The following is a 25,081-nucleotide window of genomic DNA, read 5'->3' as shown; positions in this document are numbered from 1 at the left end:
GATTGTTCACAGCACGTAACGGCTGACATCCATAGATCGTGACAATTCGCCCAGATGTTTCTCGACGAAATCCGCATCGACGGCAATCTCATCACCCGCCTGATCGGGCGCGTTGAAAGACAGATCCTCAAACACCCGTTCCATCACGGTATAAAGCCTGCGCGCGCCAATATTTTCGACGGCTTCGTTGACCTCTGCCGCGATTTTGGCCAGCGCCTGAATGCCTTCGGGGGTGAAGCTTACCGTGACCTGTTCGGTCTTCATCAGCGCGGTATACTGCAAGGTCAACGCATTATCCGTCTCGGTCAGGATCCGTACAAAATCATCCTCTGTCAGCGCACGCAGCTCGACGCGGATGGGCAGGCGGCCCTGCAATTCGGGCAGCAGATCAGATGGCTTGGCCACATGGAAAGCGCCGGACGCGATAAACAGGATATGGTCGGTCTTGATCGGGCCGTGTTTGGTGCTGACGGTCGTACCCTCGATCAATGGCAGCAGGTCACGCTGCACACCTTCGCGGCTGACATCGGCACCACGCGCGTCGGCACGGGCGCAGACTTTGTCGATCTCATCAAGGAAAACAATACCGTTCTGCTCCACCGCTTCCAGCGCAGCTTTGGAAACCGCTTCATCATCCAGCAGCTTGTCCGCCTCGTCTGCGATCAGCGTCTCGTAGCTTTCGGCGACGGTCAATTTTTTCTTTACGGTCCGGCCACCCATGGCTTTACCGAAAAGATCGCCCAGATTCATCATGCCGCCCATACCACCACCGGGCTGGCCGGGGATTTCAAAGCCGCCCAAAGGGTTCGAACTGTCGGTCAGCTCAAGCTCGATCACCGTGTCATCCAGCTCTCCGGATTTCAGCTTTTTGCGGAACATATCGCGGGTGCTGTCGCGGGCATCAGTGCCGGCCACGGCAGTGATCACTCGATCCTCGGCGGCCTGATGGGCCTTTGCGCGCACATCCTCGCGCATATGTTCGCGGGTATCCAGAATGGCGGTATCAACAAGATCGCGGATGATCTGTTCCACATCGCGACCGACATAGCCGACCTCGGTGAACTTCGTCGCCTCTACCTTGATAAAGGGTGCGCGCGCCAGTTTGGCCAACCTGCGGCTGATTTCTGTCTTGCCGACGCCGGTGGGTCCGATCATCAGGATGTTCTTGGGATACACTTCATCACGCAGATCATCGCCCAATTGCTTGCGCCGCCAACGGTTGCGCAGGGCCACGGCCACGGCGCGCTTGGCGTCCTTTTGTCCGATGATAAACCGATCAAGTTCCGAAACGATTTCGCGGGGGGTGAGGTCTGTCATATCAGTCCTTAAACATGAGATGGTGGAAGCCTGTGCAGCGGGACAAAGCCCGGCATCAGGCGCAAAATAAGCGCACGGATTCTTTCCCAGAACGCACCAAGCAGCAGCAGCACGATCCCCAGGATCAGTACGGTGATTGAGGCACCCTCGCCGCCCATGACGCCTGCGGCCAATGCAACGATGTAGCCGATTGCAGCGATCAGGAAAGAGCGGCGATCAATCACGATGGCGACAACAGCGAAAAGCCCAAGGATGAACAGCAACAGAAGGTTCGCGCCAAATGTCTCCCGATCCAGCAGGCTCAGCGCGATAGTATTCACAAGCGCAGGTGCGGCCACCACATGCAGCCAGAACCCATTGGCCGAACGGCGGGTCACACGGTGCGGATCGCTCATGTCGAACATCATAGCGACGGCAAAAACCAAAAGCCCAAGAACCAAGGTGATCCAGGCAAAAGGTCCGCCCGCTGACAGCAAGAACAGATCGCTGATACCGCCCACATCCCCGCCCCGGCTGGCGGTAAACACGATGGCCACGATGAAAAGCCCCACGGCAATCATCGCCATGGCAAAGGGCACCCGAAAGCGCCACCAATAGACAAGCAGTGCAATCGTGGTCAGGAACAGCGGCAGCGGCACACTGGTGTAGTCGCCTTGCGGCACCATAAACACGTCAGACATGCTGGCGATAAAGCCGATGGCGGCATTCACCGCAAACATCACAGATAGCGTGATGGCAGGCGCGACCATACGGCGCCTGCTGATGAAATATTCCGACAGCAACCAAAGCAGTGCGGCACCGATGACAGCAGCGATTACCATGTTTCGGGTCGCGTTATAGACATCCAGCGCGGTCGTCGCAGCCCAGACCCCAGCCCAGCCGGTGGCCAGAATAATCATCCCAATCACGATGAAGATTTCGTTGAACCCTTTGAACAGCTCAAACGGTTCATCACCCGGCGCAAGATCATTGCGGGCACCGCGGCGGCTGTCAGCAAGCCCAATCAGCCCTGCGGCCTGCTTTTCAGTCAACAGCCCGCTGCCAATCGCGGCTTTCAGATCATCACGTTCGATCATGTGTTAACCCTGCCCAAGCTCTTCGACAGTCAGATTGCCATTGGTGTAAACACAAATATCCGCCGCAATCGCCATAGCGCGGCGGGCGATATCCTCGGCGGATAGCTCGGTGTTCATCAGCGCGCGCCCAGCGGCCAGCGCATAGTTCCCGCCAGAGCCGATGGCGGCGATATCATGCTCTGGTTCCAGCACATCACCCGCGCCGGTGATGACGAATAATTCCTTGCCGTCGCTGACGATCAGCATCGCTTCCAGCTTTTGCAGGTATTTGTCGGTGCGCCAGTCCTTGGCAAGCTCGACCGACGCGCGGGCCAGCTGACCCGGCGTGGCCTCCAGCTTTTTTTCCAGTCGTTCCAGCAGGGTAAAGGCATCGGCGGTGGACCCGGCGAAACCAGCAATGACGTCCTGCCCACCGGGCGACAGGCGGCGTACCTTGCGGGCGGTGCCTTTGATCACGGTCTGCCCCAGACTGACCTGCCCATCACCGGCGATGACAACCTTGCCGTCTTTGCGCACACCAATGATCGTGGTGCCGTGCCAACCGGGAAACTTCTCTTCTGCCATCGTCCGCTCCTTACAAGGTTCAGACTTATATGGCTGGTCCACCCATGTCCGACAACCCCGGCATCTTGTGATGGGGGCGCTCTGCGGCTAGCTTCGCGCGCATGACCGGCGCTGACACAATCACATTTTATCTGCATCCGAAACTTCGTAAACAAGCGGCAGCCGGGCGTCACAATTTCATTCACAAAATTTGTGAGGTGGTGACGGCCTCAGGTCTTGATATCGATTTTGATGCAGATGACGATGCGGCCCGGCTGCGCGCTGCGGAACGGCCCGGCTATAGTATGTTCCTGATGCAGGAACCGGTCACGCCGCGCGGGCTGACCTTTCGCAGCACCTATCATTATCCGTTCTGGCATATCGAAAAACATGGGCGGCGCTGGGACTGGCCGGTCGCACAAGACCGGTTTGACCCGGCGGAAAGCGATCCGCGCAAAGCCGCAAATTTCTATCGGTTCTGGCAGAAACGGCTGTTCGACGGGGCGACGGATCGTATTCGTAAGGACGGTTTTGTTTTTGTACCACTGCAAGGGCAGTTGACGCGGAAACGCTCATTCCAGTCCTGTAGCCCGATCGACATGCTTCGGGCCGTGTTGGAGCATGACCGCGAACGCTATGTGCTGGCGACATTGCACCCCTCTGAAATCTATAGCAACGAAGACCGGCACGCGCTGGAAACCCTGCTGGATCAGCATGAAAGGCTTTACGTGCGCAGCAGCGGGACAGAGCGGTATCTGCAATGCTGCGACTATATCGTTACCCAAAATTCCGGTGTCGGCTTTGATGGGTATTTTTTCGGCAAGCCCTTGATTTTGTTTGGAAAAATCGACTTCCACCATATCGCGTTGAAAGTGCACGACCTTGGCGTCGAAACGGCTTTTGCCTCCGTTGGCAGTCACACACCAGATTATGCCACCTATCTTTACTGGTTTTTGCAGAAACGTGCGATCAACGCAGGCCGACCAGAGGCGCTGCGCCGTATCCGCACCGTTTTACAGGGTCACGGTTGGCCGGTTTGATACGAAAAAGGGCGCCACATGGGCGCCCTGTCTACGGATATGATCCCGCCTTTAGATCGAATCTTCGATCCAGCCTTGAATGGCCGCTTTCGGGGCGGCGCCAGCTTTGTTCGATACGACTTCGCCGTTTTTGAAGACAAATAGCGCCGGGATGCCGCGCACACCTAGTTGCGCGGGTGAATTGGGGTTGTCGTCGATGTTTACTTTGACGACCTTCACCTTGCCAGCCATCTCGTCCGACAGTTCTTCCAATGCCGGGCCGATCTGTTTGCAGGGGCCGCACCATTCTGCCCAGAAGTCCACGACAACAGGGATATCGGATTGACGGACTTCGGCGTCAAAGGTGGAATCGGTCACAGCTACGGTTGCCATCAGGCTACTCCTTGGGAAAAGCATTGGTCACCAGACCTAAGAACACTGAACCCTTTGGTCAAGGTACGCTGATCGTATTCAGCGTTTCGTGAAGCATCGCTGGCGGTAAAACCATCAGCTGCGCCGTTTCTGTCCAAAGGATAGCCATCTGCATATCCTGATCCGGGTAAATCTGGCGCAATGCGGCATCATAAACCGCCATCTGTGCCACCAGTCCCGATGGGGTTTGTTGCGGTGTTTCGGGGACAAGCCGGTTTGATTTGTAATCGACGGCCAGCACCTTGCCCGGGGTCACGATCAGCCGGTCAATTGCACCGTGTATCCGGCCCAGACCAGCGATTTCGGCTGTGATATCAACCTCGGTCAATGCAGTTTCGGTCCATAACGGCGCAAGTGCAGGGGTTTCCAGCAAAGCGACCACCAGATCGGATAGGGTTGGGTCCGCCCCCTGAAGTAGTTGCAGGCCAAGCGCATGGCGATCCTCTGGCGCGGCCAGTGGCAGATGTTCCAATAACCGATGGATCAGCGTGCCTTTCTCCAGCGCTTCGGCATCACCGGGCTGATCCCCCGGCAATACCTTTGGCCCCGGCAGCTCTGACGGGGCGATGGTGCGCAGGGGGGCAGGCTGAACCACGGGTGCGAAATCAGGGGGCGATACTTCAGGTTCAACTGGTCTGCTTACACTGACCAGATCACCTGCGTTCCAATTTAGATGCTCCACACGCTTAATTGTCAAATCACCCGCCGGCGCATCAACATCGCCGCGCTGGCGCATGCCGTCGGCAACGATGTTGTACCAGCTTGCATCCCCGTCACCCACATCCCCAGCAGCCCCGACAATCAGCCATTTTTCAGCGCGGGTCATGGCGACATACAGTAGGCGCAGACGTTCGCGGGCCTGATCGGAAATGACGTTTTCACGCAGGTCAACCACAGCGGCCACAGACTCTGCAGCGGGTGTTTTCCAGACCAGATGATCCCCGGCGGGCAGCAGCTCTGCATTGACATTGATCGGACGTTTCGCCGTGTCGGGCAAAATGACAATCGGTGCTTCCAACCCTTTGGCACCATGCACCGTCATCACCCTGATGCGATCACCTTGACTGTCCATCTGACGCTTGATTTCAAGATCATCCGTGTCCATCCAGCTCAGGAATCCGGTCAGGCTGGGAACGCCGTTACTTTCATAGGCCAACGCCTGTGACAGCAGCGCGTCGATCCCGTCTTCGGCCTCTGGTCCCAATCGGGCAAGCAGGGACCGCCGCCCGTCATGGCGGGTCAGGATGCGTTCAATCAGGTCATAAGGGCGCAGAAAATCAGCCTGACCGCGCAGGTCATGCAAGATGGAAAGTGTTTCGGGATAATGCCCATCGCGCAATGCGGGCCACAGGAATTTTGATGTCCGACGATGGGCCAGTGTGAACAAATCCTGCTCTGACCAGTTGAACAGCGGCGAACGTAACGCGCAAGCAAGCGACAGATCATCCTCTGGCAAAGCCAGAAAGCGCAGCAGCGCAGCAAGATCCTTGACGGCCAGTTCAGCACCCACGCGCAGCCGGTCCGCCCCCGCGATTTGCAGGTTCGCCGCCTTGCAGGCGCGGATAATCTCGGCAAACAGGTCTGACCGGCGCTGCACCAGTATCAGGAAATCGCCTTCGGTGATCGGGCGACGCTGGTACTGGCCGCTATTGCCGATTTCGACAGGTATCATTTCTTCCGTGATCATGCGCCTGATCTGTTCTGCCACGCGCTGGGCCATGCGCACAGTGTGATCCGTCCCACTGGGCTGATCGACCGGTTCAAACCACTGGCGATCATCCTCTTCGGTTGATTTCTCAATCACCGGCCACAGATCGACCCGGCCCGGCATTTCAGTTTTAAATGCAATATGGGTCAGGCTGTCATCCATGCCCGCGGCCCGGTCGCCGGTAAAGGTTTCATCGACGACCGACAGGATCGCCTGCGATGACCGGAACGAATGGTCGAGCGAGGTAACAGCGAACGGCTTGTCCACCGCCATATGCGCGCTGTGAAAATGGTCCTTCATCTGGTCAAAGGCCGCAGGGTCCGCGCCTTGGAAAGAATAGATCGACTGTTTCTTGTCGCCCACGACAAACACGGTGCGTTTCTGATCCGGTCGCGCGCCCTCGCCGCTGGCAAATTCCTGCGTCAACTGTTCGATCACGGCCCATTGCGTCGGGCTGGTATCCTGCGCTTCGTCCACCAGCACATGGTCGATGCCGCCATCCAGCCGAAACAGCACCCATTGCGCCACGTCCCGATCCGTCAGCAAGGCCTTGGCCTTGCCGATCAGATCGTCGAAATCCAGCATCCCCATCGCCAGTTTCCGCGCTTCATAAGCCGGGATAAAGGCTTGGGCAAAGCGGTACATGGCCCAAGTCCGCTCTGCCGCGATCAGACCCAGACGGGTGTCGCGCATTTCCGCAACCCGCTCCATGATCGGTTCGATATCCGCCATCAGATCAGCATTGGCTTCGCGCACGGCCTTTGTCGGGAACTTTCCGATCTTGGCTGAAAACGGCTCCTTTGCCCCTGCGCCGGTCAGAAAAACGTCTTCCAACACCTTCAGATCGGCCAATGTGGGCGGGCCAGCGACCGAGATCGCGGTCAGCTTCGCACCAGCGGTGGCATCTGTCTTACTACCCTTGTCACAGGCCCGCCGCAGATCATGGATCAGGCGCAGATCGTCTGCGTCCAATACCTCTGCCAGCAAGGTTTCAGCGGTCAGATGCGGTGCGATCCCGACGACCGTGTAAATTTCTGCACGGGTCACGTCACGTTGAAAATAAGCGCGCTTTCCGGCCACTTCCGCGGTCAACCGTTCCAGATCGTCCCCGGTGAAATGGGTCAGCAGATCCGTGACAACTGCGGCCCCAGCCCCGGTAATCAACCCATCCATCACCTCGGCCCGCAACAGCGCTGCCGCGCGCTCTTCCATTTCACGGAACTGCGGGCTGACCCCTGCCTCGAGCGGGAAGCGGCGCAAAATGCTGGCGCAGAAGGAATGGATTGTCTGGATCTTCAACCCGCCGGGCGTTTCAATCGCACGGGCAAACAGCGTCCGGGCGGCACGCAGCCTGTCCGCGTCGATCGCACGGTCCACGCCAAGGCTTTGCAATTCGGCACGCAACGCATCATCCGCCATCATCGCCCAAGCGCCGAGCCGTTTGAACAGGCGGTTCTGCATCTCGGCGGCGGCGGCCTTTGTATAGGTCAGGCACAGGATATTCTGGGGCGAGACATCTTCGAGCAACAACCGCGCCACCCGATCAGTCAGCACGCGGGTCTTGCCCGAACCCGCATTCGCCGACAGCCATGTGGAGCTGCGCGGATCGGCGGCATCCACCTGCCGCTGCGTGGCCGCATCGCGGATCATTTCAGCACCTGCGGCACCGGATCATCGCTCGTCTCCCACTCGCCATAGCGGGACAAATGGTCAAAATCGCTGAAATCCAACTTGGAAAACAGCGCCAGCCGGGCGGTATACCCGCGATCAAGATCACGCCAACGACTGAAAAGCTTTTCCAGCTCTACCCAAACCTCATCCGGGGGCTGCTTGTCCAATGGGGCATCCACAACCTTCATTGATGCATTGACCCCGATGAACTGGGCACGACTGACCGGGCGCGGTCCCAACGCCTCAAAAGCACCACGCTCGACCATCGCGGCCTCTAGCAACAATTGCTTGTCAAATTTTTCCTGCTGCGGTCCGGTGGGTACCGCACCGGTTTTGTAGTCGTAAATCAAGGCATCCTCGGCCGCCGTCAAATCAATGCGATCCGCCTTGCAGGTCAGGGTGACACCAACCAAGGGGATGGTGATTTTGCCGTTCAGCTCGATCATATGTTGTGTGGCCTGCGCCTGCCGCTCTGCCTCACCGGCCAAAAATACGTCCGCCGCGCGTTCCATCCGCGTCATCCACTGTGCGCGGATCGTTGGCCATGGACATTGCTGCGTGAATTCTTCGGTCGCGATTTGCATCAACGCATCGCGGTCGCTGGCATCGTGACCCGCGTTGACAAATCGTTCGAGGATATTGTGCACGATGATCCCACGCAATGGCGCGTTCGCCTCTGGGACAAGCGGATCCAGTGAATCCAAGCGCAGTACCTTGCGGGCATAAATGGCAAAAGGATCGCGGATCAATGTTTTGATCTGTGTGACCGACAGGTGATCGGGGCGGGCCGCAACAGGCGGGCAAGGCGCAGGGCGCGGCGCGGGCGCAGTGCGTTCCGATGGCGACGACAGCGCTGCGGCCATTGCCAGCCAGTCATCGCCACGCGCGCGCATCCGGGACAAGGCTGCATCACCCCCTTGTGCAGGCAGCCCCTGCAACAGATTGGTCAACCGGTTCACCCAGCGCGACGGCACTGTTTCCGCATCCGCCGACCGTTTGGCGCGCGTGATCCACACCTCTTTGCCCGCGATGGCTTGCTGGTAATCATGGGCCGACAGACCGATGCGGCGTTCAGGCAGCAACAACCCGGCATCCTTGCGCATGACGCGGTTCAGCCAAGGGTCGGGGGATGGGGCTGCTGGCCAAACACCATCGTTCATGCCGCCTAATATGGTCAGATCAGCGCCCTGCACGCGGGCTTCTAACGTGCCCCAGATCAGAATATTTGGATGACCCTTATCATGCTCTGGAACGACTTCGTCGGAAATAATCGTGTTGAATAGCGCAGTATAGTCCCTGACCGACATGATACCACCGGCATCTGCAGCATGTTCTAATGTAGCACAAACGCTTTTGGCTTTTCTGCCTTCGGTTTTTTCCCACAGTTCACCAGCACCCGACGAACTGAATCCAGCGCACAGCCGTTCGGCCAAATCAAGATGGGCAGCCAAATGATCAGCAAGGGGCAGCGGCCCCACATCTTCATGCGCGCAAAGTAATGTGCCAATCCACCCTGCCCAACGCTGCTTATCTTCATCGCCCCCCGCCCATTTGGCAAAGCTTTCGGCGGTCGGAAAGGGGGGTCCATACCGCCGCAAATGCAGCTCCAGCTCGCGGGTATAAAGCAGATGCGGCCCGCGATCTGTCCCGCCGGAATGGGTCAGCGGGTGTTTGAGCAAAACCAACAGCATCTCAGACGTCAGCGGTTTTCCGAAAATCTCTGCCACATGGCGCAACAACCGACCGGGCGGCGTCAAGGCCAGCGGCGTGCCAGCACTATCATCGGGCACAATATTCCAACGATCCAGCGCCGCCGTCACCTGCCGTGTCAGCATCCGGTCGGGAGAGATCAGCGCGGCGGTGATCCCCTCATCCACGGCCTGCCGTAGACGCAGCGCGATTGCCTCGGCCTCTGCCCGTGGCGATGCAGCCTCGACCAGCGTTAACCCTTCGGTTGCTTCCGTTAAATCGCCCAGTTTAGGCCCTTCTTCTAACCACTGGCTGGTTACAGGCGCAGGGCGCAATGACAGCGATACCAGCCGATTGCGCGCAACGCGCACCGGCGCAGTCTTTGTCCACATCCCAATGTCAGTGTGGTCGATGTGCAGCAAATCCATCAGGTGGCGGAAACGGTATTGCGGGTGATCTTCGGCTGTCATTACGTCAACCATGCTGTCCCAGACCAGCTGGGGCAGATCGAAATCGAATCCGGGCAATATGATCGCACCTTGCGGCAGTTTCGCGACGGCCTGCATGAACAATCCCGTCGCGCCGCGTGACCCGGTGGAACCCGCAACGATGATCGGATGTGACGGCGGTTGTTCAGCCCACCGCGCGGCCAACACTTCGATCACTCGGCGTTGGCGGGCTTCCTTGTCGGGTGCCGCGTCAGTTTCGCCAAAAAACGGCGTGATGATTTTCAAAAAACGCAGAGCGCGGTCCCAATGGCCGGATTGGTCCGAAACATCCAGACCCATCAGCGCGTCAGGGCTGACACCTTCGCCCTGCATCTCATCCATCAGATCGGCAAGGCTGTCGGACAGATCATAAAGCGCCGTATGCGGGGCAAGGTCCGGGGCCTGTTCCAGCAGCTTGGCGACAAATTGCGACAATTCCAGCCGCCGCCGCAGGGGTGACACCGCAGGCGGGATATTCATATTCAAGGGTACTCGGTCATCTGCCAGATCGGTGATCAGCCTGATACGCGGCAGCAGTCGCGCGGGGCCTGCATCAAACACGGTGCGAATACGGCGCCGCATGCGGGTGGTATTCACGTAAATCTCTGTCCGGGCCCATTGATCCGGCGTCATCGGCCCCATGCGGTTCAGCAAACCCGTCACCAGCGCTTGCGCAAAATCAACACCGGGGGGGACTCCGAAAACCCGGGCGCTGTCAGCGGGGTCAAACATCCAGCATCGCCTCGGCCAGTGCAATGCTGGACGGTTGGCCCACATCGCACCATTGCCCGGTATAGCTAACGCCATAAAGCCCGCCGCGCGCAGCCATTTGGTTCCAAACCACATTCATCGAAAACGCATCTTCTGTAACCTGATCAAGCGTTTCCGTCCGGATAATCTGAAGCCCGGTATAAATCGACTCTGGCGCGCGATGCAGCCGGCCTGCGTCATCAATACGAAAATCGCCTTTGCCCAGATGGCCCGAAACCTGTGCTTTCGGGACGATCAACAGCAGCGCCTCCATCTCATCGCGCCATGCATCAAGCACGATCTGGACGGGATTTGGTCCTTTCCAAACCGCGTCAGTATTCATCGTGATCACAGGACCAGACCCCAGCAGTGGCAAAGCATGTCGCAGCCCGCCCCCGGTTTCCAACAGGCGTTCGCTTTCGTCCGAAAACGTGATCCCGCGCCCCTGCAGGTGATCGCGTAACATGTCGGGTTTATAGTGCAGGTTGACCACGCGGGCGCCGACGGCGGGAATATCAATCTGTTCAAGCGCGTGATCAATCAGCGGGCGGCCCGCAACCTGCACCAGCGGCTTGGGCCGGTCCGCCACCAACGGCCCCATACGCGTGCCCAAACCCGCCGCGAATAAAAGCGCGGGCATCGTCATTGGCGTAGCCTGTGCAGCAGATCATCTGTCGGTGGTGGCAGCGTCTCAAGCGTGGCCTGTCGCAGATTGGCCAACGCTGGATGGTCAAGATCGCACATCAGATTGTACCAGACCCGTGGCAACAGATCGACATAGCTGCGCTTTCCCATCTCGCGCGCCAAACGGCCAAACACGCCAAGAATACGCAGGTTGCGCTGGGCCCCCAGACAAGCCAATTGAGCCCGCATTTCAGGCCCGCTGCCAGTCTGTTCAATAAAACGCGTGATCATCATCTCTACGATTTCCGGCGGTACATCGCGCCTGGCGTCGCGCAGAAGCGAGATTAGATCATAGCCCGCAGGCGCGATGAACGCATCCTGAAAGTCTAAAAGTCCGACGCGTTTCATACCCTTTTCCGACGGCCGCCAAATCAGGTTTTCCGCATGAAAATCACGCAGCGCCAGCGTTTCGGCCACAGGCGCATAGGTTGCCATGGCAAGCTTCATCTCACCTGCCAGATCGGACACATCACATTCCGCGTAATATGTCCCTGAAATTTCAACCATTTGCGCGGCCACGTCCGGTGTTATCCGCGAAAGCAATTCAGGGGCGCGCACTTCATGCAACCGCGCCAACACATCAATTGCCGCTGAATACAGGTCATGTTCATCCGCCGGGCGCTTTACAAGCCATGCCGCAAAATGCAACGGTCCTAAATCCGACAAAACCATAATGCCTGTGTCCGTCGAGTGTGCTAGCACCGATGGCGGGAAAAGTCCCTGCTGTTCCAGCACAGCAACCATATCGGCGAAACGTCGTATGCCCTTTGGTGCGTCGTCAGGCGCGTCCATCAGGATCACTGATTGGCTGCCACTGCTCAGCCGTTCATAGCGGCGGCTGGACGCATCTCCTGCAAGAGGGTGCCTTTGCCAGTCTGCCCATGCAGAGCCCGCAATGAAATCATCAACAAAATCAGACCGGTCAGACATGCAGCGGCCCCAGTTTTTTCTGCCATTCCGGCGTCATCGCAATAGTCACCGCGTGGGATGTGTCGCCTGCTGCAAAATGCATCTGCAACGCTCCGTCAGGGGTTAACGTACCCAGCCTGTCCGGCCATTCGATGAGGCAGATCGCTGTCGCGAATGCCTCATCCAGACCCAGTTCGAATGCTTCATCCGGGTCGGTCAGACGATAAAGATCGCAATGCCAAAGATCTCCATCCGGGTCTTCATACGTTTGCACCAGCGTGAATGTGGGCGAGGGAACGTCCTCCATCCGACCCAGTCGTGCGCGGATCAGCGCGCGTGCAAAGGCGGATTTTCCCGCACCAATCGACCCTTCCAGCAGGATAACGTCACCTGGCACAAGCCGTGGCGCAATCGTTGCGGCCAAGGCTGCTGTTGTCTCTTCGGTCGGCAAGGCAATCTGAATAGGGTCGATCATCATGGCCAGACACTATGGTTTGGCACAAGAGCTGCAAGTCGAAATCAGCGCTTTGCCATGCGAATGGCCGGGTCTCCGCTGGTCAATTTCTGGATGACCGGCTGCGCCGGGCCAGCAATACTGAATTGCACCATCGTCATCCCGCCAGATAGCGGGTTCGCCTGACAGCGCAACCGACGTCCGTCATAAAGGATTGCCGTCTTCGACCAAGATTGCCGGGTCCCGAGTGTATGGACGAAATTGCGCAATTCAGACCAGATCCCTGTGGGCGTGCATCGGGTGCGCCAAGCGTCGATTTCAGTGCCGATTTCACGTTGTTCTATGCTGATACTGGTGCATGTCGACCAAAGATTTGCATAAGCGCTGTTGGACATGACCAGTGTTCCGGCGCTTGAAAAGACGGCGATGGCTTCGGGCAGTGAATCGAGCACTGACTGCGCCGTTTCGATATCGGACCTGAAGCGACGGGTCTGCGAAACCTCTACGCTGATATCTTCAAAGAGGAACGCAAATGCACCATCCGGATGGGGGCGGCCAGTGACCCGATAGGTCTGCCCGGCTGGCAAATTCCAGTTTTCGCAATAGGTGCCATCCTTGGCGGCGGCTTCGACGGCCGTGAACCGATCACGCCAGGACACATAGTCTTTCGGTTCGGGTAACATTCTGGATTCGCGTAGTTTATCGAGGACGGTGTCAATGGACGGGAGGCTGCTGAGAAACTCAAACGGCAGGTTGGTCATATCCAATAGGGCCGGGTTGAACATGGCCAGCTGGCGCCGCTTGTCAAAGATCGCAAGCCCTGTGGAAAGCTGCGCAAAGGTCTTGCTAAGCGTTTGCACAAAGTTGCGCCGTTCCTGATCCGCACGCACCACCGCGTTCGCATCTGAAGCGAAATGCAGAAATCCATCTGGCTGTGCCACACTTGTCACATCAAACCAGTGTTCCGCTTTTTTGTCGGGCTGGGTGATAGAAACACGGCGGACGGCGTTGCCACGTTTCAGCACGGAATCATTGGTTTCTGGAAAGATCGACTTGTCGGGCCATGTTGCCTGTGCAGTCTTGTCCGACGTCGTCATCATATCTGAAAATGCCAGATAGGCATGGTTCGCCCAGATCAGCTTGCCTGCCTTATCCTCGCGCCAGATTAGTTGCGGCGTGTGCTGTATGATGTCGCGCAGCATGTCCAGTTCGGCTATTCTAACGTCGTGGTCGATCATATCGCGCCGTTCGGCATGAACGGTGCCCTTTACCGCGATCCGCAATATCCCTTTGCGTTGTTCTAGCGCGAGTTGCAGCCCTTCGCCCCGTTGATACGCAATTTGGTCATGGCCATCTTCCAGCGCGGCGATCCGATTGCGCAGATCGGGAAAATGCGGTGCCAATACGTGAAGCGTAGCCTCATATTCTGTCATCCGGCTGGTATATGAAGGCAGCATCGCCAGCGCATCGGGGGTGGCGTCGATCAGCACCTTATCCTGAAAAAGAAAGATCGGACCGGCGCTGTCTGCGATAGTCAATGGTTTCTGACGTGTGGCGTTCAGACGCGCACGTATCAGCGCCCAGAACATGATGCCAGCGGCAACGACTGCGATCACTGCCACCAAAATCAATTCACCCAAACCCATGACATATCCTGCCGTCGTTGACTGGGTGGAAAATCGATCATTAAGGTTAATGGATGGTTAAGTCTGAAATTTGACTAAGGCCATGGATTGTTTCGCTTGTTTTCGCCCAAAGCGCCGCCATGTTGGCTATCACCGGGGGATAGAATTTCTATGGGCCAGCGCACGGTGACAATCGCACCGCCAGTCGCCTGTCCGGCCCTGCCCCCGAGGCCATGTTTGCCGCTATTTGCAAAGCTAAGTTCTGCACCAGAGCGTTCCAGCAGGGTTTTGGCGATAAACAGCCCCAGACCCATCCCTTCGTAGCCGGGCCTGCGCCCGCGATCTTCGGTGATGCGGCGGCGGCGCACATATGGGTCGCCGATCCGCCCGATGACCGATTGCGGAAATCCCTTGCCATCGTCGGCAATGCGCACAGCGATGGCGCTATCCGACCACGACAGTTCAATCTGTACCTCACTGCGCGAAAAATCTACGGCGTTCTGGATCAGGTTGCGCAGCCCGTGAATGATTTCCGGGCGGCGGGGAATCGTGGGTTGGGTTGCCTCTGCGCCATCGCCGGGCGCCAATTGCAAAATCACGGATTTGCCCCGGTCCATATGTGGTTCGGCGGCCTCTTGCACGACGGTTTCCAGCGGGGCGTGACGCAGGTGCAGATCGTCCTTCCCCATGCGGCCCATGGAATGCAAGATATCGCGGCAGCGGTCCGCCTGCTGGCGGATCAGCTCTACATCTTCCAGAAGCTCTGGATAGTTTTCCAATTCTTCTTTCAGTTCGCCGCTGACCAGTTTGATCGTGGCCAAAGGGGTTCCCAATTCATGCGCGGCCGCGGCCACGACACCCCCAAGATCTGTTAGCTTTTGTTCACGGGCGAGCGCCAATTGCGTTGCGACCAATGCCTCACCCATCACATGCATTTCGGTGGTGACCTGACGGGCGTAAATTGCCAGAAAGACCACCCCGATCAGCAAGGCGATCCAGAATCCGAACCGGAACAGCGCGGGCAAGGCAAGGGTGATGCCATGCCTTGTTTCAATCGGCAGGCTGAAATGATTGAGAAGGGTAATCAGTACAATGGCGGCCAAACCCAGAACCGCCGTGCTGCGTAGATGCAGCACGGTGGCCGCAATTGTCACAGGCGCAAGCACCAGCATCGCAAAAGGGTTGTTCAGCCCGCCGGTCAGAAACAGCAAGGCACTTAGCTGAAGGATATCGAAGACCAGCCAGAAAGACGCTTCACGCTCTGACAGGCGCTTGTTTTCGGGGTAAATGAAAAGCGAAACGATATTGGCCAGCGCGGATGCGCCGATCACCATTGCGGCCAAGCCCACTTCGATTTGAAGGCCGTACACCCTGACTGCGACGATAATTGTGATTGCCTGACCGGCCGCAGCGAACCATCGCAAGGTCACAAGCGTGCGCAGACGGACCCAGTTGCTGCGTTGCTGGTCCTGAAACATCTGAAATTCGGAAACGGCCATATCAACCCGCAAATGGTGCGCTCATGTAGGGTCATTGATAGGGATCGGGACCTGTGGGATCAATGCGACCATTATGCGGCTTCGTTTAATACCGCTTTCAGTTGACGCGTAACTTGTTAGGTCTAATTAAAGCCCAAAACCAAGGGTGAGATGATGAACAGCACGGCATTGGATATCGGCGAAGACAAAAGCTTGCTTCTTGTGGATGATGATGAGGCATTTCTGCGCCGATTGGCCAAAGCTATGGAAAAACGGGGTTTTGCCGTGGAAATGGCGGGATCGGTTGCCGCAGGAAAGGCCATCGTGACAGCCCGCCCGCCGGCCTATGCGGTTGTCGATCTGCGGTTGGAGGATGGCAACGGGCTTGATGTTGTGGAAACCCTGCGCGACCGCCGTCCTGAAAGCCGGATTGTCGTGCTGACAGGCTATGGTGCCATCGCCACGGCGGTGGCGGCGGTCAAGATCGGGGCGACGGACTATCTGTCAAAGCCTGCGGATGCCACGGATGTCACCAATGCACTATTGGCCCGAACCGACGAACTACCGCCGCCACCTGAAAACCCGATGAGCGCCGACCGGGTCCGCTGGGAACATATTCAGCGGGTGTATGAACTGTGCGATCGCAATGTGTCTGAAACGGCCCGCCGCCTTTCGATGCACCGCCGGACCTTGCAGCGCATTTTAGCAAAACGCAGCCCAAGGTAGGGTGGATCAAGATCCACCTTACAGGAGGCTCTGTAGTTCATAGATTAAGTTAAGCGCTTCTTTGGGGCTAAGTTCGTCAGGTAAAACCGTCTTGAGCTTGTTTTCAACAGCGGAGTCCTTTGCCGCGACCGGCTTGGGCGCTGGCGTGGCTGAAAATAATGGCAGATCGTCGATAATCGCCTTTTTCGCGCTGCCCCCTTCGCGTTCACCTTTTTCCAGCGCTTCAAGCACGACCTTTGCCCGTTCCACCACGACGGTCGGCAATCCGGCCAGACGGGCGACCTGCACACCATAGCTGCGATCCGCCGTGCCCTGCCGTACCTCATGCAGGAAGATCACGTCGCCTTCCCATTCTTTCACAGCCACAGTGGCGTTATCGACGCCGTCAAGTTTGGCCGATAGCGCGGCCATCTCATGATAATGCGTGGCGAAAAGCGCCCGGCACCGGTTCACGTCATGCAGATGTTCCAGTGTGGCCCAAGCGATCGACAAACCGTCATAGGTGGCGGTGCCGCGCCCGATTTCATCAAGGATCACTAGCGCCCGGTCATCGGCCTGATTGAGGATCGCTGCCGTTTCGACCATTTCAACCATAAAGGTCGACCGGCCCCGCGCCAGATCGTCCGATGCGCCCACGCGGCTGAATATTTGGCTGACCACCCCGATATGCGCCTCTGTTGCGGGAACAAAGCTGCCCATCTGTGCAAGGATCGCCAGTAAGGCGTTCTGCCGCAGAAAGGTTGATTTACCGGCCATGTTCGGGCCGGTCAGTAACCAGATATGCGCCTCGGACAAGTTGCAGTCATTGGCGATGAAGGGTGTTCCACCTTTTTGCAGCGCCGCTTCAACCACCGGGTGGCGACCGCCGGTTATGGCAAAGGCGCGGCTGTCATCAACCTTGGGTCTGACCCAATTTTCAGATACTGCGAGCTCTGCCAATCCGGCGGCCAGATCAAACTCTGCCAGCGCCCGCGCCAGTGCACCAAGGGGGCCCGCCTGGTCGACAATGACCTGCCGCAGACTGGCATAAAGACGTTTCTCGATTTCCAGCGCCCTGCCACCGGCGTTCAGGATACGGGTTTCAATTTCACTTAGCTCTACAGTAGTAAAGCGGACTTGATTGGCCGTGGTCTGGCGATGGATGAAGACTTCGCTCAGCGGCGGTGCCATCATCTTGTCCGCATGGGTCGCGGTGGTTTCGATGAAATAGCCAAGGACATTGTTGTGCTTGATTTTCAGGGAGGTGACCCCTGACTGATCTACATATTGGGACTGCATGGTGGCAATGACTGACCGGCCTTCGTCCCGCAGTTTGCGCACCTCATCCAATTCGGTATCGTAACCCGACGCGATAAAGCCGCCATCGCGGGCAAGCAGGGCTGGTTCCGCGATCAGGGCGTCATTAAGCAGGGTGAGCAGGTCTTCATGCCCTGTCAGGTTCCGTGCGGCGTCTTGCAACATATCTGGCAGATCGTCTGGCAGTAACTGGGCCAGCGCCGCCGCCTGCCCCAGTGTGTTGCGGATGGCGGTCATGTCACGCGGGCCGCCCCGATCCAGCGCCAGACGCGACAAGGCACGATCCAGATCATGCACACCCCGCAGGGCATCACGAATGTCGCCGCGCAAGGGGGCGTTGTCCGACACATATCCGATCATATTCTGACGTGCCGCGATGACGGCTAAATCGCAGGCAGGCGCGGCCAGACGGCGTTCCAGCAACCGGGCCCCACCGGCGGTGACCGTATGGTCAATGCAATGCAAAAGGGAGCCCTGACGCCCGCCATTCATCGCATGGGTTAGCTCCAGCGACCGGCGGGTCGCGGCATCGATTTGCATGGCGGCTGATTGGCTTTCTTTCACCGGTGGCCGCAACAGCGGAAGGTTTCCTTTTTGCGTAATATCAAGATATTCGGCAACGGCTGCCATCGCAGCAATCTCAGCGCGGGAAAAACTGCCAAAGGCATCCAGCGACCCGACTTTATAAAGCGCGCAAAGGCGTTTCATGCCTGCGGTACTGTCGAAGGCCGCCGCGCCGAGGGATGTCAGCGTTGCCCCTGACTCTTCCACAGTTTCGGACCATTCCGCTTCTGATCCATCAACCACGATCACTTCACGCGGTGTCAGACGGGCCAGTTCGGGTGCTAACTGTACGGATGAGCAGGGCATCACGTGAAAGACGCCGGTCGAAATATCGACCCAGGCCAGCGCCGCTTCGTCACGTACCGCGTGATAGGCGGCCAGGAAATTATGACGGCGGGCATCCAGTAGCGAATCTTCGGTCAATGTGCCGGGCGTGACCAGTCGGACGACTTCGCGCTTCACGACAGCCTTGTAGCCTCGTTTCTTTGCTTCTGCGGGGCTTTCCATCTGCTCGCAGACGGCGACGCGGAATCCCTTGCGGATCAAGGTCAGGAAATAACCTTCGGCTGCGTGATGGGGGACGCCGCACATCGGGATATCTTCATCCTCGTGCTTGCCACGTTTCGTCAGGGCGATATCCAGCGCCCCGGCGGCAGCGACCGCATCGTCAAAGAACATCTCGTAGAAATCACCCATACGATAAAACAAAAGCGCATCAGGATATTGCGCCTTGATTTCAAGGTATTGCGCCATCATGGGCGTGACATTGGTTTTAGCGGTGTTCATGTGCCCCCCGGGATCAACGGCTGCGACACTACCAGTCCCGGAGTCGGGTGACACCCCGAAATCACATTGTCAGAACGCATCTGATCCCGCTATGTCTTGAAACGTATGCTTTCCGCGCGCTCAACACTGTGGAGATTGAATGTCCAAGACCAAATTGACCCGCGAAGACGCCCTGGCATTTCATCTGGAACCGGTTCCGGGAAAATGGGAAATTCAGGCCACCGTACCGATGACAACACAGCGGGACCTGTCGCTGGCCTATTCGCCCGGGGTCGCGATCCCTTGCGAAGAAATCGCCGCCAACCCGGCGCTGGCCTATGATTATACCAACAAGGGCAATCTGGTCGCCGTGATTTCGAACGGAACGGCAGTGTTGGGTCTTGGCAATCTTGGGGCGCTGGGCGCAAAGCCGGTGATGGAAGGAAAATCCGTTCTTTTCAAACGGTTCGCGGATGTGAATTCCATCGATATCGAGTTGGACACCGAAGATACGGACAAGTTTATCGAAGCCTGCAAGCTGATGGGGCCGACCTTTGGCGGGATCAACCTTGAAGATATTAAGGCCCCGGAATGCTTCATCATCGAACAGACATTGAAGGAACAAATGGATATTCCAGTGTTCCACGATGACCAGCATGGCACGGCGGTGATCTGTGCCGCCGGTTTGCTGAACGCGTTGCATCTATCGGGGAAACAGATCGAAGATGTGAAAATCGTTCTGAACGGGGCCGGTGCGGCGGGTATCGCCTGTATCGAATTGCTGAAATTCATGGGCGCGCAGCATGACAACTGCATCGTTTGTGACACCAAAGGTGTGATCTATCAGGGCCGCTCCGAAGGCATGAACCAATGGAAATCTGCCCATGCGGTCAACACCAGCCTGCGCAACCTTAAAGAGGCGATGAAGGATTGTGACGTTTTCTTGGGTGTCTCTGCAAAAGGTGCCGTGACGCAAGACATGGTGAAAAGCATGGCCGACAATCCGGTTATCTTTGCTATGGCCAACCCAGATCCGGAAATCACCCCCGAAGATGCGCATGCGGTGCGGCCCGATGCGATCGTCGCCACCGGGCGCAGTGATTATCCCAATCAGGTCAATAACGTACTTGGCTTTCCCTATCTGTTCCGTGGTGCGCTTGATATTCATGCGCGCGCCATCAACGAGGAAATGAAAATCGCCTGTGCAGAAGCATTGGCCGCGCTCGCTCGTGAAGACGTCCCGGATGAGGTCGCGATGGCCTATGGCAAGAAACTGACATTCGGGCGTGACTACATCATCCCGACCCCGTTCGATCCGCGCCTGATCCACCGCATCCCAACTGCTGTCGCGCAGGCCGGTATGAAAACCGGGGCTGCGCGGCGGCCAATCGTGGATATGGATGCTTATGAGCTGTCACTAAAAGCGCGCATGGACCCAACTGCGTCAATCTTGCGCAGCCTTAACGCGCGGGCACGTGCCAACCAGTCCACGGTGATCTTTGCCGAAGGTGATGATCCGCGCGTGTTACGCGCAGCGGTGCTTTATCAGCGCTCGGGCATGGGCAAGGCGTTGGTGGTCGGGCGCGATGATGATGTGCAGGAAAAACTCGCGGCAGAGGGTCTGGCGGATGCGTTTGACGATCTGGAAGTCATCAATGCGGCCAAGACGGCGCATTTGGATACTTACAAGGATTTTCTTTATAGGCGGCTTCAGCGCAAGGGGTTCGATCGTCATGATGTGCACCGCTTGGCTGCACGAGATAGACATGTCTTTGCGGCGCTCATACTCGCGCATGGGCATGCGGAAGGCATGGTGACCGGGGCAACCCGGAAATCTGCGCATATCCTTGAACTGATCAACCACGTCTTTGACGCGCAACCACATGACGGCGCTGTCGGGGTGACAGCCGTGTTAAACAAAGGACGGATCGTACTGATCTCGGACACTTTGGTGCATGAATGGCCTGACGAGAATGATTTGGCGGATATTGCTGAACGCGGGGCGGCGGTGGCGCGTGAACTTGGGCTCGACCCGCGCGTGGCCTTCCTGTCTTTTTCCACATTTGGTTCGCCGCTTTCTGAGCGAGCGGAGAAAATGCAGAAAGCGCCCTGTGTGCTGGATCAGCGCAATGTGGATTTCGAATACGAAGGTGAAATGACTGTCGATGTGGCGTTGAACACCAAAGCGCAGGAAAACTACCCTTTCCAACGGCTAACCGGCCCCGCGAATGTTCTGGTGGTACCTGCGCGCCATTCGGCGTCAATCTCGGTCAAACTGATGCAGGAAATGGCGGGGGCAACAGTGATCGGGCCGATCCTATCGGGGATCGGGAAGCCGATCCAGATTTGCTCGACCGTGTCCACCGTAAACGACATCCTGAACATGGCGGTGATCGCGGCCTGTAAGGTGGATTGAGCCAGCGCCATTATTGTATCAGCATCTTGCAGAATGATTTGCAAACGCCAGTTTCTTTTCCATGCGAGACACTGCTAACACGCTACCGACACTGGTCCGGCGACACATGTCCGGATGCGCAGAAAATGGAGTTTTCCCATGGCGATCTGGAACCTCGGCTCGATCAATGCAGATATTGTTTACTCTGTGCCGCACATCCCTGCGCCGGGTGAAACGCTGTCATCCACCGGACGGCAAACCTACCTGGGGGGCAAAGGGGCCAATATGTCTGTTGCCGCGGCGCGGGCAGGCGCGCGGGTGAACCACATTGGTGCGGTCGGGGCGGATGGGCGCTGGGCGGTCGAACGGCTGCTTGAGTACGGTGTGGATACCCGCAACATCACCGAAATCGCGACAGAGACCGCGCAGGCGATCATCATGGTTGATCCCAAAGGCGAAAACGCGATTCTGCTGCATCTTGGTGCCAATGCGGAAATTCCCCAGACAACACTGCAAACCGCCATGGCCGAGGCAGAGACAGGCGATTGGCTGGTCATCCAGAATGAAACCAACCTTCAGCGGACCGGGGCAAACCTTGGCAAGAAAATGGGGCTGAAGGTTGCCTATGCAGCGGCCCCATTCGATGCCGACAGGGTCATGGCGGTGCTGCCGCATCTTGATTTCCTGATCCTGAACGCGGTCGAGGCATCGCAATTGGAAGCGGCAACCGGCCAAGCCCCTGCCGATTTGCCGGTTCAAGATGTGATCGTCACGCGCGGCGCGGACGGTGCAGATTGGTATGGGCGCGCCGACAAACAACATTTCGACGCGATCAAAGTTGATCCGGTCGATACAACAGGTGCGGGCGATACGTTCACCGGTTATGTGCTGGCGGGGCTGGATCGCGGGATGCCGATGGAACAGGCCATCGGCATGGCACTTAAGGCGGGTGCGCTGATGGTGACACGCCATGGCACAGCGGACGTGATCCCTGATCTGTCAGAGGTGCAAGCCTTTCAGCTGTGACCACCTGCAAATGGTGCCGCGTCGCCCCATAGCTGCTGCACGCGCGCATCACGCCCGCAGCTATCACGGTAGAACTTGTAGGCGTCGCTTTGTTTCTTTGGGCCGCGCCGGGTCAGGATCGTGTTTGTGCCGAGGTAGTAATCCTGATGATAAGCCTCTGCCGTATAAAAGGTGGCGGCATCCAGAATGGGCGTCACGATCTGTTGGCCCAATGCCGATTGTGCGTTGGCTTTCGCGGCTTCTGCCTCTCTGCGTTCCTGTGCATTGCTCACGAAAACCGCTGTGCGATAGCTGTCGCCCCGGTCGCAAAACTGGCCGCCTGCATCCGTTGGGTCAATCGAACGAAAGAACGCGTGCAACAGGTTGTCATAACTGACCACATCTGCATCATATGTGATTTCCACAGCCTCGTAATGGCCGGACCCTTTCAAGGTGCGATAGGTCGGGTCCTCGGTCGTGCCGCCAGTATATCCAGAAACAACCTCGCGCACGCCTTGTACGGATTCAAAATCGCTTTCGACGCACCAGAAACATCCGCCAGCGACGACGGCCGTGCGGATATCTTCGGCCAGTGCCGCACCGGGGGCCAGTGTCAGGGCGATGGCGATCGGTCTGAGTGTTTTGAACATAGTTAAACTCCTTTACGCGAACTTGCAGTGCCGCGCGCTGACGACGCAATGCACGGCGGCGTGATCTCACAGGCTGTTTACTTTGATTTCGACGGGTGGAATGCCGTGTTCTGCATGATTTTGCATAGAGCATCCGAATAGTCTTGGACACTTCTGCCCCCCTGCCCGATCATACGCGGGTCATCATCAAAGGGTTCGCAGAAAGCCGCCATGTCCAAAGTTACCACGCATCAAGCCGAAGAAGACCTGCGCAATGATAATATCCTGATCTATATGAACGGGGATATCCGGCCCAAGGTCGAGGCGATGGTCAGCGTCTATGACAGCGGCTTTATGCTGGGCGACGGCGTTTGGGAAGGTTTGCGGCTTTATGACGGGAAATGGGCCTTTCTTGATGAACATATCGACCGGCTATTCGAGGCGGCGAAGGCTATTGATCTTGATATTGGCATGGACCGGGATGGCGTGATCGGTGCGCTGCGCGCCACGCAAAAGGCCAACGGCATGACCACCGATGCCCATGCCCGGCTTATGATCACGCGCGGCATCAAGATGCGCCCTTTCCAACATCCGGCACTGTCGCGGCAAGGGCCGACCTTTGTCATCATCATGGAATATTCCAAACCGCATATTCCCCGGCCCATCACACTTGCCACCGTGCCGCACCAGCGCGGCTTGCCGATGACACAGGACCCAAAGCTGAACAGTCATTCCAAACTGAACTGCATTCTGGCCTGCATTGCCGCTGAAAAGGCGGGCGCGGATGAGGCGTTGATGCTGGACGTGCATGGATTTGTGAACACGACCAATGCCTGCAACTTCTTTATCGTGAAAAAGGGGGCGATTTGGACCAGTACCGGGGACTACTGCATGAACGGGATCACAAGACAAAAGGTGATCGACCTTTGCCGTGCTGATGGCATCCCTGTGTTTGAGCGTAACTTCAGTCTGGTTGACACTTACAGCGCGGATGAGGCGTTTCTGACCGGCACATTCGGGGCACAAACCCCTGTCAGCAGTATCGACGGGCGGCAGATTGGAACGGGTCAGCTTGGACCGATAACAACCCGGCTGCGCGCGCTTTACAAGGATCTTGTCGCGCGCTCATGATGTGCGTGATGTCTGCATAGGGTCAGCACCATGAAAATTGCCATGTGGTCGGGGCCGCGCAACCTTTCAACGGCGATGATGTATGCCTTTGGCAACCGTCCTGATTTCGCGATCTGGGATGAGCCGTTCTATGCCCCCTATCTTGCGGCCACTGGCATTGATCACCCGATGAAATCCGAGATTATCAGCGCACATGAAACGGACCCGCATAGTGTTGCCCGGCGCTGTGCCGGCACGATCCCCGACGGAAAACAGCATTTTTACATGAAACACATGCCGCACCACATGATAGCGGGTGTCCCGCGTGATTGGGCAAAGGCGTGCATTAACGTGCACCTGATCCGCCATCCGGCGCGGGTTATTGCCAGCTATGGGGCCAAGCGCGCGCAGATGGGTGCTGCCGATATCGGTTTTGAAGCGCAAACGCGGCTTTATGATATGCTGGGTGGGATCGTGATTGATAGCGCAGATATCCGTGCAAACCCCGCGAAAATACTGAAAAAGCTTTGCGATACAATAGGTCTGCCATTTGATGACGCGATGCTGTCTTGGCCTGCGGGTCCGCGAAAAGATGACGGTATCTGGGCAAAACACTGGTATAACGCTGTTCATCAAAGCACTGGTTTTGCAGGCCCCGAAGGGCCGCTGCCGGATGTGTCGTCAGATTTGCTTGCTGCTGCGTTGCCGCATTATGAAAGACTGGCAGATCGTAAGCTGTCGGCCTGAC

19 protein-coding genes are annotated in these 25,081 nt (G+C 57.6%); 6 read left to right on the top strand and 13 right to left on the bottom strand.

What is annotated here, in order from left to right; genetic code table 11:
- Positions 1-6: 6 nt before the first annotated feature.
- From hslU to hslV, 3 genes are read right to left on the bottom strand one after another with little or no spacing between them, the layout of a single operon-like run.
- The gene (hslU, locus tag ACJ5NV_RS06810) at positions 7-1,317 is read right to left on the bottom strand and encodes an ATP-dependent protease ATPase subunit HslU (RefSeq protein WP_411642887.1); all 1,311 of its coding nucleotides are present in this window, start codon (positions 1,315-1,317) and stop codon (positions 7-9) included.
- Positions 1,318-1,325: 8 nt separating this feature from the next.
- The gene (locus tag ACJ5NV_RS06805) at positions 1,326-2,393 is read right to left on the bottom strand and encodes a hypothetical protein (protein WP_411642885.1); all 1,068 of its coding nucleotides are present in this window, start codon (positions 2,391-2,393) and stop codon (positions 1,326-1,328) included.
- 3 nt (positions 2,394-2,396) lie between these two features.
- Entirely contained in the window at positions 2,397-2,957 is a 561-nt protein-coding gene (hslV, locus tag ACJ5NV_RS06800) for an ATP-dependent protease subunit HslV (RefSeq protein ID WP_411642884.1), read from the bottom strand.
- Positions 2,958-3,058: 101 nt separating this feature from the next.
- Here hslV and ACJ5NV_RS06795 point away from each other — a divergent pair, with 101 nt between their 5' ends.
- A complete protein-coding gene (locus ACJ5NV_RS06795; protein WP_411642882.1) occupies positions 3,059-3,976 on the top strand; it encodes a hypothetical protein in 918 nt (305 codons plus the stop codon).
- Between the two features lie 51 nt (positions 3,977-4,027).
- Here the strand turns inward: ACJ5NV_RS06795 and trxA are convergent, their stop codons facing one another.
- The 8 genes from trxA to regB form a co-directional block, all read right to left on the bottom strand.
- Positions 4,028-4,348: a thioredoxin gene (gene trxA / locus ACJ5NV_RS06790; RefSeq protein ID WP_411642881.1), complete on the bottom strand. Its 321-nt coding sequence runs from the start codon at positions 4,346-4,348 to the stop codon at positions 4,028-4,030.
- A 58-nt stretch (positions 4,349-4,406) separates the two neighbouring features.
- Positions 4,407-7,745, bottom strand: coding sequence for a double-strand break repair helicase AddA (gene addA / locus ACJ5NV_RS06785; RefSeq protein WP_411642880.1), 3,339 nt, complete (start codon positions 7,743-7,745; stop codon positions 4,407-4,409).
- Positions 7,742-10,675: a double-strand break repair protein AddB gene (addB, locus tag ACJ5NV_RS06780; protein ID WP_411642879.1), complete on the bottom strand. Its 2,934-nt coding sequence runs from the start codon at positions 10,673-10,675 to the stop codon at positions 7,742-7,744. Before addB ends, addA begins: the two co-directional genes overlap by 4 nt.
- The gene (locus ACJ5NV_RS06775; RefSeq protein ID WP_411642877.1) at positions 10,668-11,339 is read right to left on the bottom strand and encodes a nucleotidyltransferase family protein; all 672 of its coding nucleotides are present in this window, start codon (positions 11,337-11,339) and stop codon (positions 10,668-10,670) included. Before ACJ5NV_RS06775 ends, addB begins: the two co-directional genes overlap by 8 nt.
- The gene (locus ACJ5NV_RS06770; RefSeq protein WP_411642876.1) at positions 11,336-12,307 is read right to left on the bottom strand and encodes an aminoglycoside phosphotransferase family protein; all 972 of its coding nucleotides are present in this window, start codon (positions 12,305-12,307) and stop codon (positions 11,336-11,338) included. Before ACJ5NV_RS06770 ends, ACJ5NV_RS06775 begins: the two co-directional genes overlap by 4 nt.
- The gene (gene tsaE, locus ACJ5NV_RS06765; RefSeq protein ID WP_411642875.1) at positions 12,300-12,764 is read right to left on the bottom strand and encodes a tRNA (adenosine(37)-N6)-threonylcarbamoyltransferase complex ATPase subunit type 1 TsaE; all 465 of its coding nucleotides are present in this window, start codon (positions 12,762-12,764) and stop codon (positions 12,300-12,302) included. The genes ACJ5NV_RS06770 and tsaE overlap by 8 nt, the downstream gene beginning before the upstream one ends.
- A gap of 41 nt (positions 12,765-12,805) precedes the next feature.
- Positions 12,806-14,386 carry a PAS-domain containing protein gene (locus ACJ5NV_RS06760; RefSeq protein ID WP_411642874.1) on the bottom strand — a complete coding sequence of 527 codons (1,581 nt, stop codon included), beginning with the start codon at positions 14,384-14,386 and terminating at the stop codon, positions 12,806-12,808.
- Between the two features lie 74 nt (positions 14,387-14,460).
- A complete protein-coding gene (gene regB / locus ACJ5NV_RS06755) occupies positions 14,461-15,864 on the bottom strand; it encodes a sensor histidine kinase RegB (protein ID WP_411642873.1) in 1,404 nt (467 codons plus the stop codon).
- A 153-nt stretch (positions 15,865-16,017) separates the two neighbouring features.
- Between regB and ACJ5NV_RS06750 the strand changes: the two genes are divergently transcribed.
- The gene (locus tag ACJ5NV_RS06750; protein WP_411643124.1) at positions 16,018-16,569 is read left to right on the top strand and encodes an ActR/PrrA/RegA family redox response regulator transcription factor; all 552 of its coding nucleotides are present in this window, start codon (positions 16,018-16,020) and stop codon (positions 16,567-16,569) included.
- A gap of 18 nt (positions 16,570-16,587) precedes the next feature.
- On the opposite strand, the gene mutS is transcribed toward ACJ5NV_RS06750, so the two are convergent.
- Positions 16,588-19,215, bottom strand: a complete 2,628-nt coding sequence (gene mutS, locus ACJ5NV_RS06745; RefSeq protein WP_411642872.1) for a DNA mismatch repair protein MutS — start codon at positions 19,213-19,215, stop codon at positions 16,588-16,590.
- 139 nt (positions 19,216-19,354) lie between these two features.
- On the opposite strand from mutS, the gene ACJ5NV_RS06740 reads away from it, so the two are divergent.
- Complete coding sequence (locus tag ACJ5NV_RS06740; protein WP_411642871.1) at positions 19,355-21,610, top strand: NADP-dependent malic enzyme; 2,256 nt, start codon at positions 19,355-19,357, stop codon at positions 21,608-21,610.
- Positions 21,611-21,748: 138 nt separating this feature from the next.
- On the top strand, positions 21,749-22,615 hold the full coding sequence (locus ACJ5NV_RS06735) for a ribokinase (protein WP_411642870.1): 867 nt from the start codon (positions 21,749-21,751) through the stop codon (positions 22,613-22,615).
- On the opposite strand, the gene msrA is transcribed toward ACJ5NV_RS06735, so the two are convergent.
- On the bottom strand, positions 22,606-23,244 hold the full coding sequence (gene msrA / locus ACJ5NV_RS06730) for a peptide-methionine (S)-S-oxide reductase MsrA (protein WP_411642869.1): 639 nt from the start codon (positions 23,242-23,244) through the stop codon (positions 22,606-22,608). The two genes, ACJ5NV_RS06735 and msrA, sit on opposite strands and share 10 nt — an antisense overlap.
- A gap of 210 nt (positions 23,245-23,454) precedes the next feature.
- Between msrA and ACJ5NV_RS06725 the strand changes: the two genes are divergently transcribed.
- Both ACJ5NV_RS06725 and ACJ5NV_RS06720 read left to right on the top strand, forming a co-directional pair.
- Entirely contained in the window at positions 23,455-24,354 is a 900-nt protein-coding gene (locus ACJ5NV_RS06725) for a D-amino acid aminotransferase (RefSeq protein WP_411642868.1), read from the top strand.
- 30 nt (positions 24,355-24,384) lie between these two features.
- Positions 24,385-25,080 (top strand): sulfotransferase-like domain-containing protein, encoded by a 696-nt coding sequence (locus tag ACJ5NV_RS06720; RefSeq protein WP_411642867.1) that lies wholly within the window; start codon positions 24,385-24,387, stop codon positions 25,078-25,080.
- Position 25,081 lies beyond the last annotated feature (1 nt).

The organism is Loktanella agnita (assembly GCF_046640325.1).
Classification (GTDB): domain Bacteria; phylum Pseudomonadota; class Alphaproteobacteria; order Rhodobacterales; family Rhodobacteraceae; genus Yoonia; species Yoonia agnita.
This window is presented reverse-complemented; position numbering and strand designations above follow the sequence as displayed.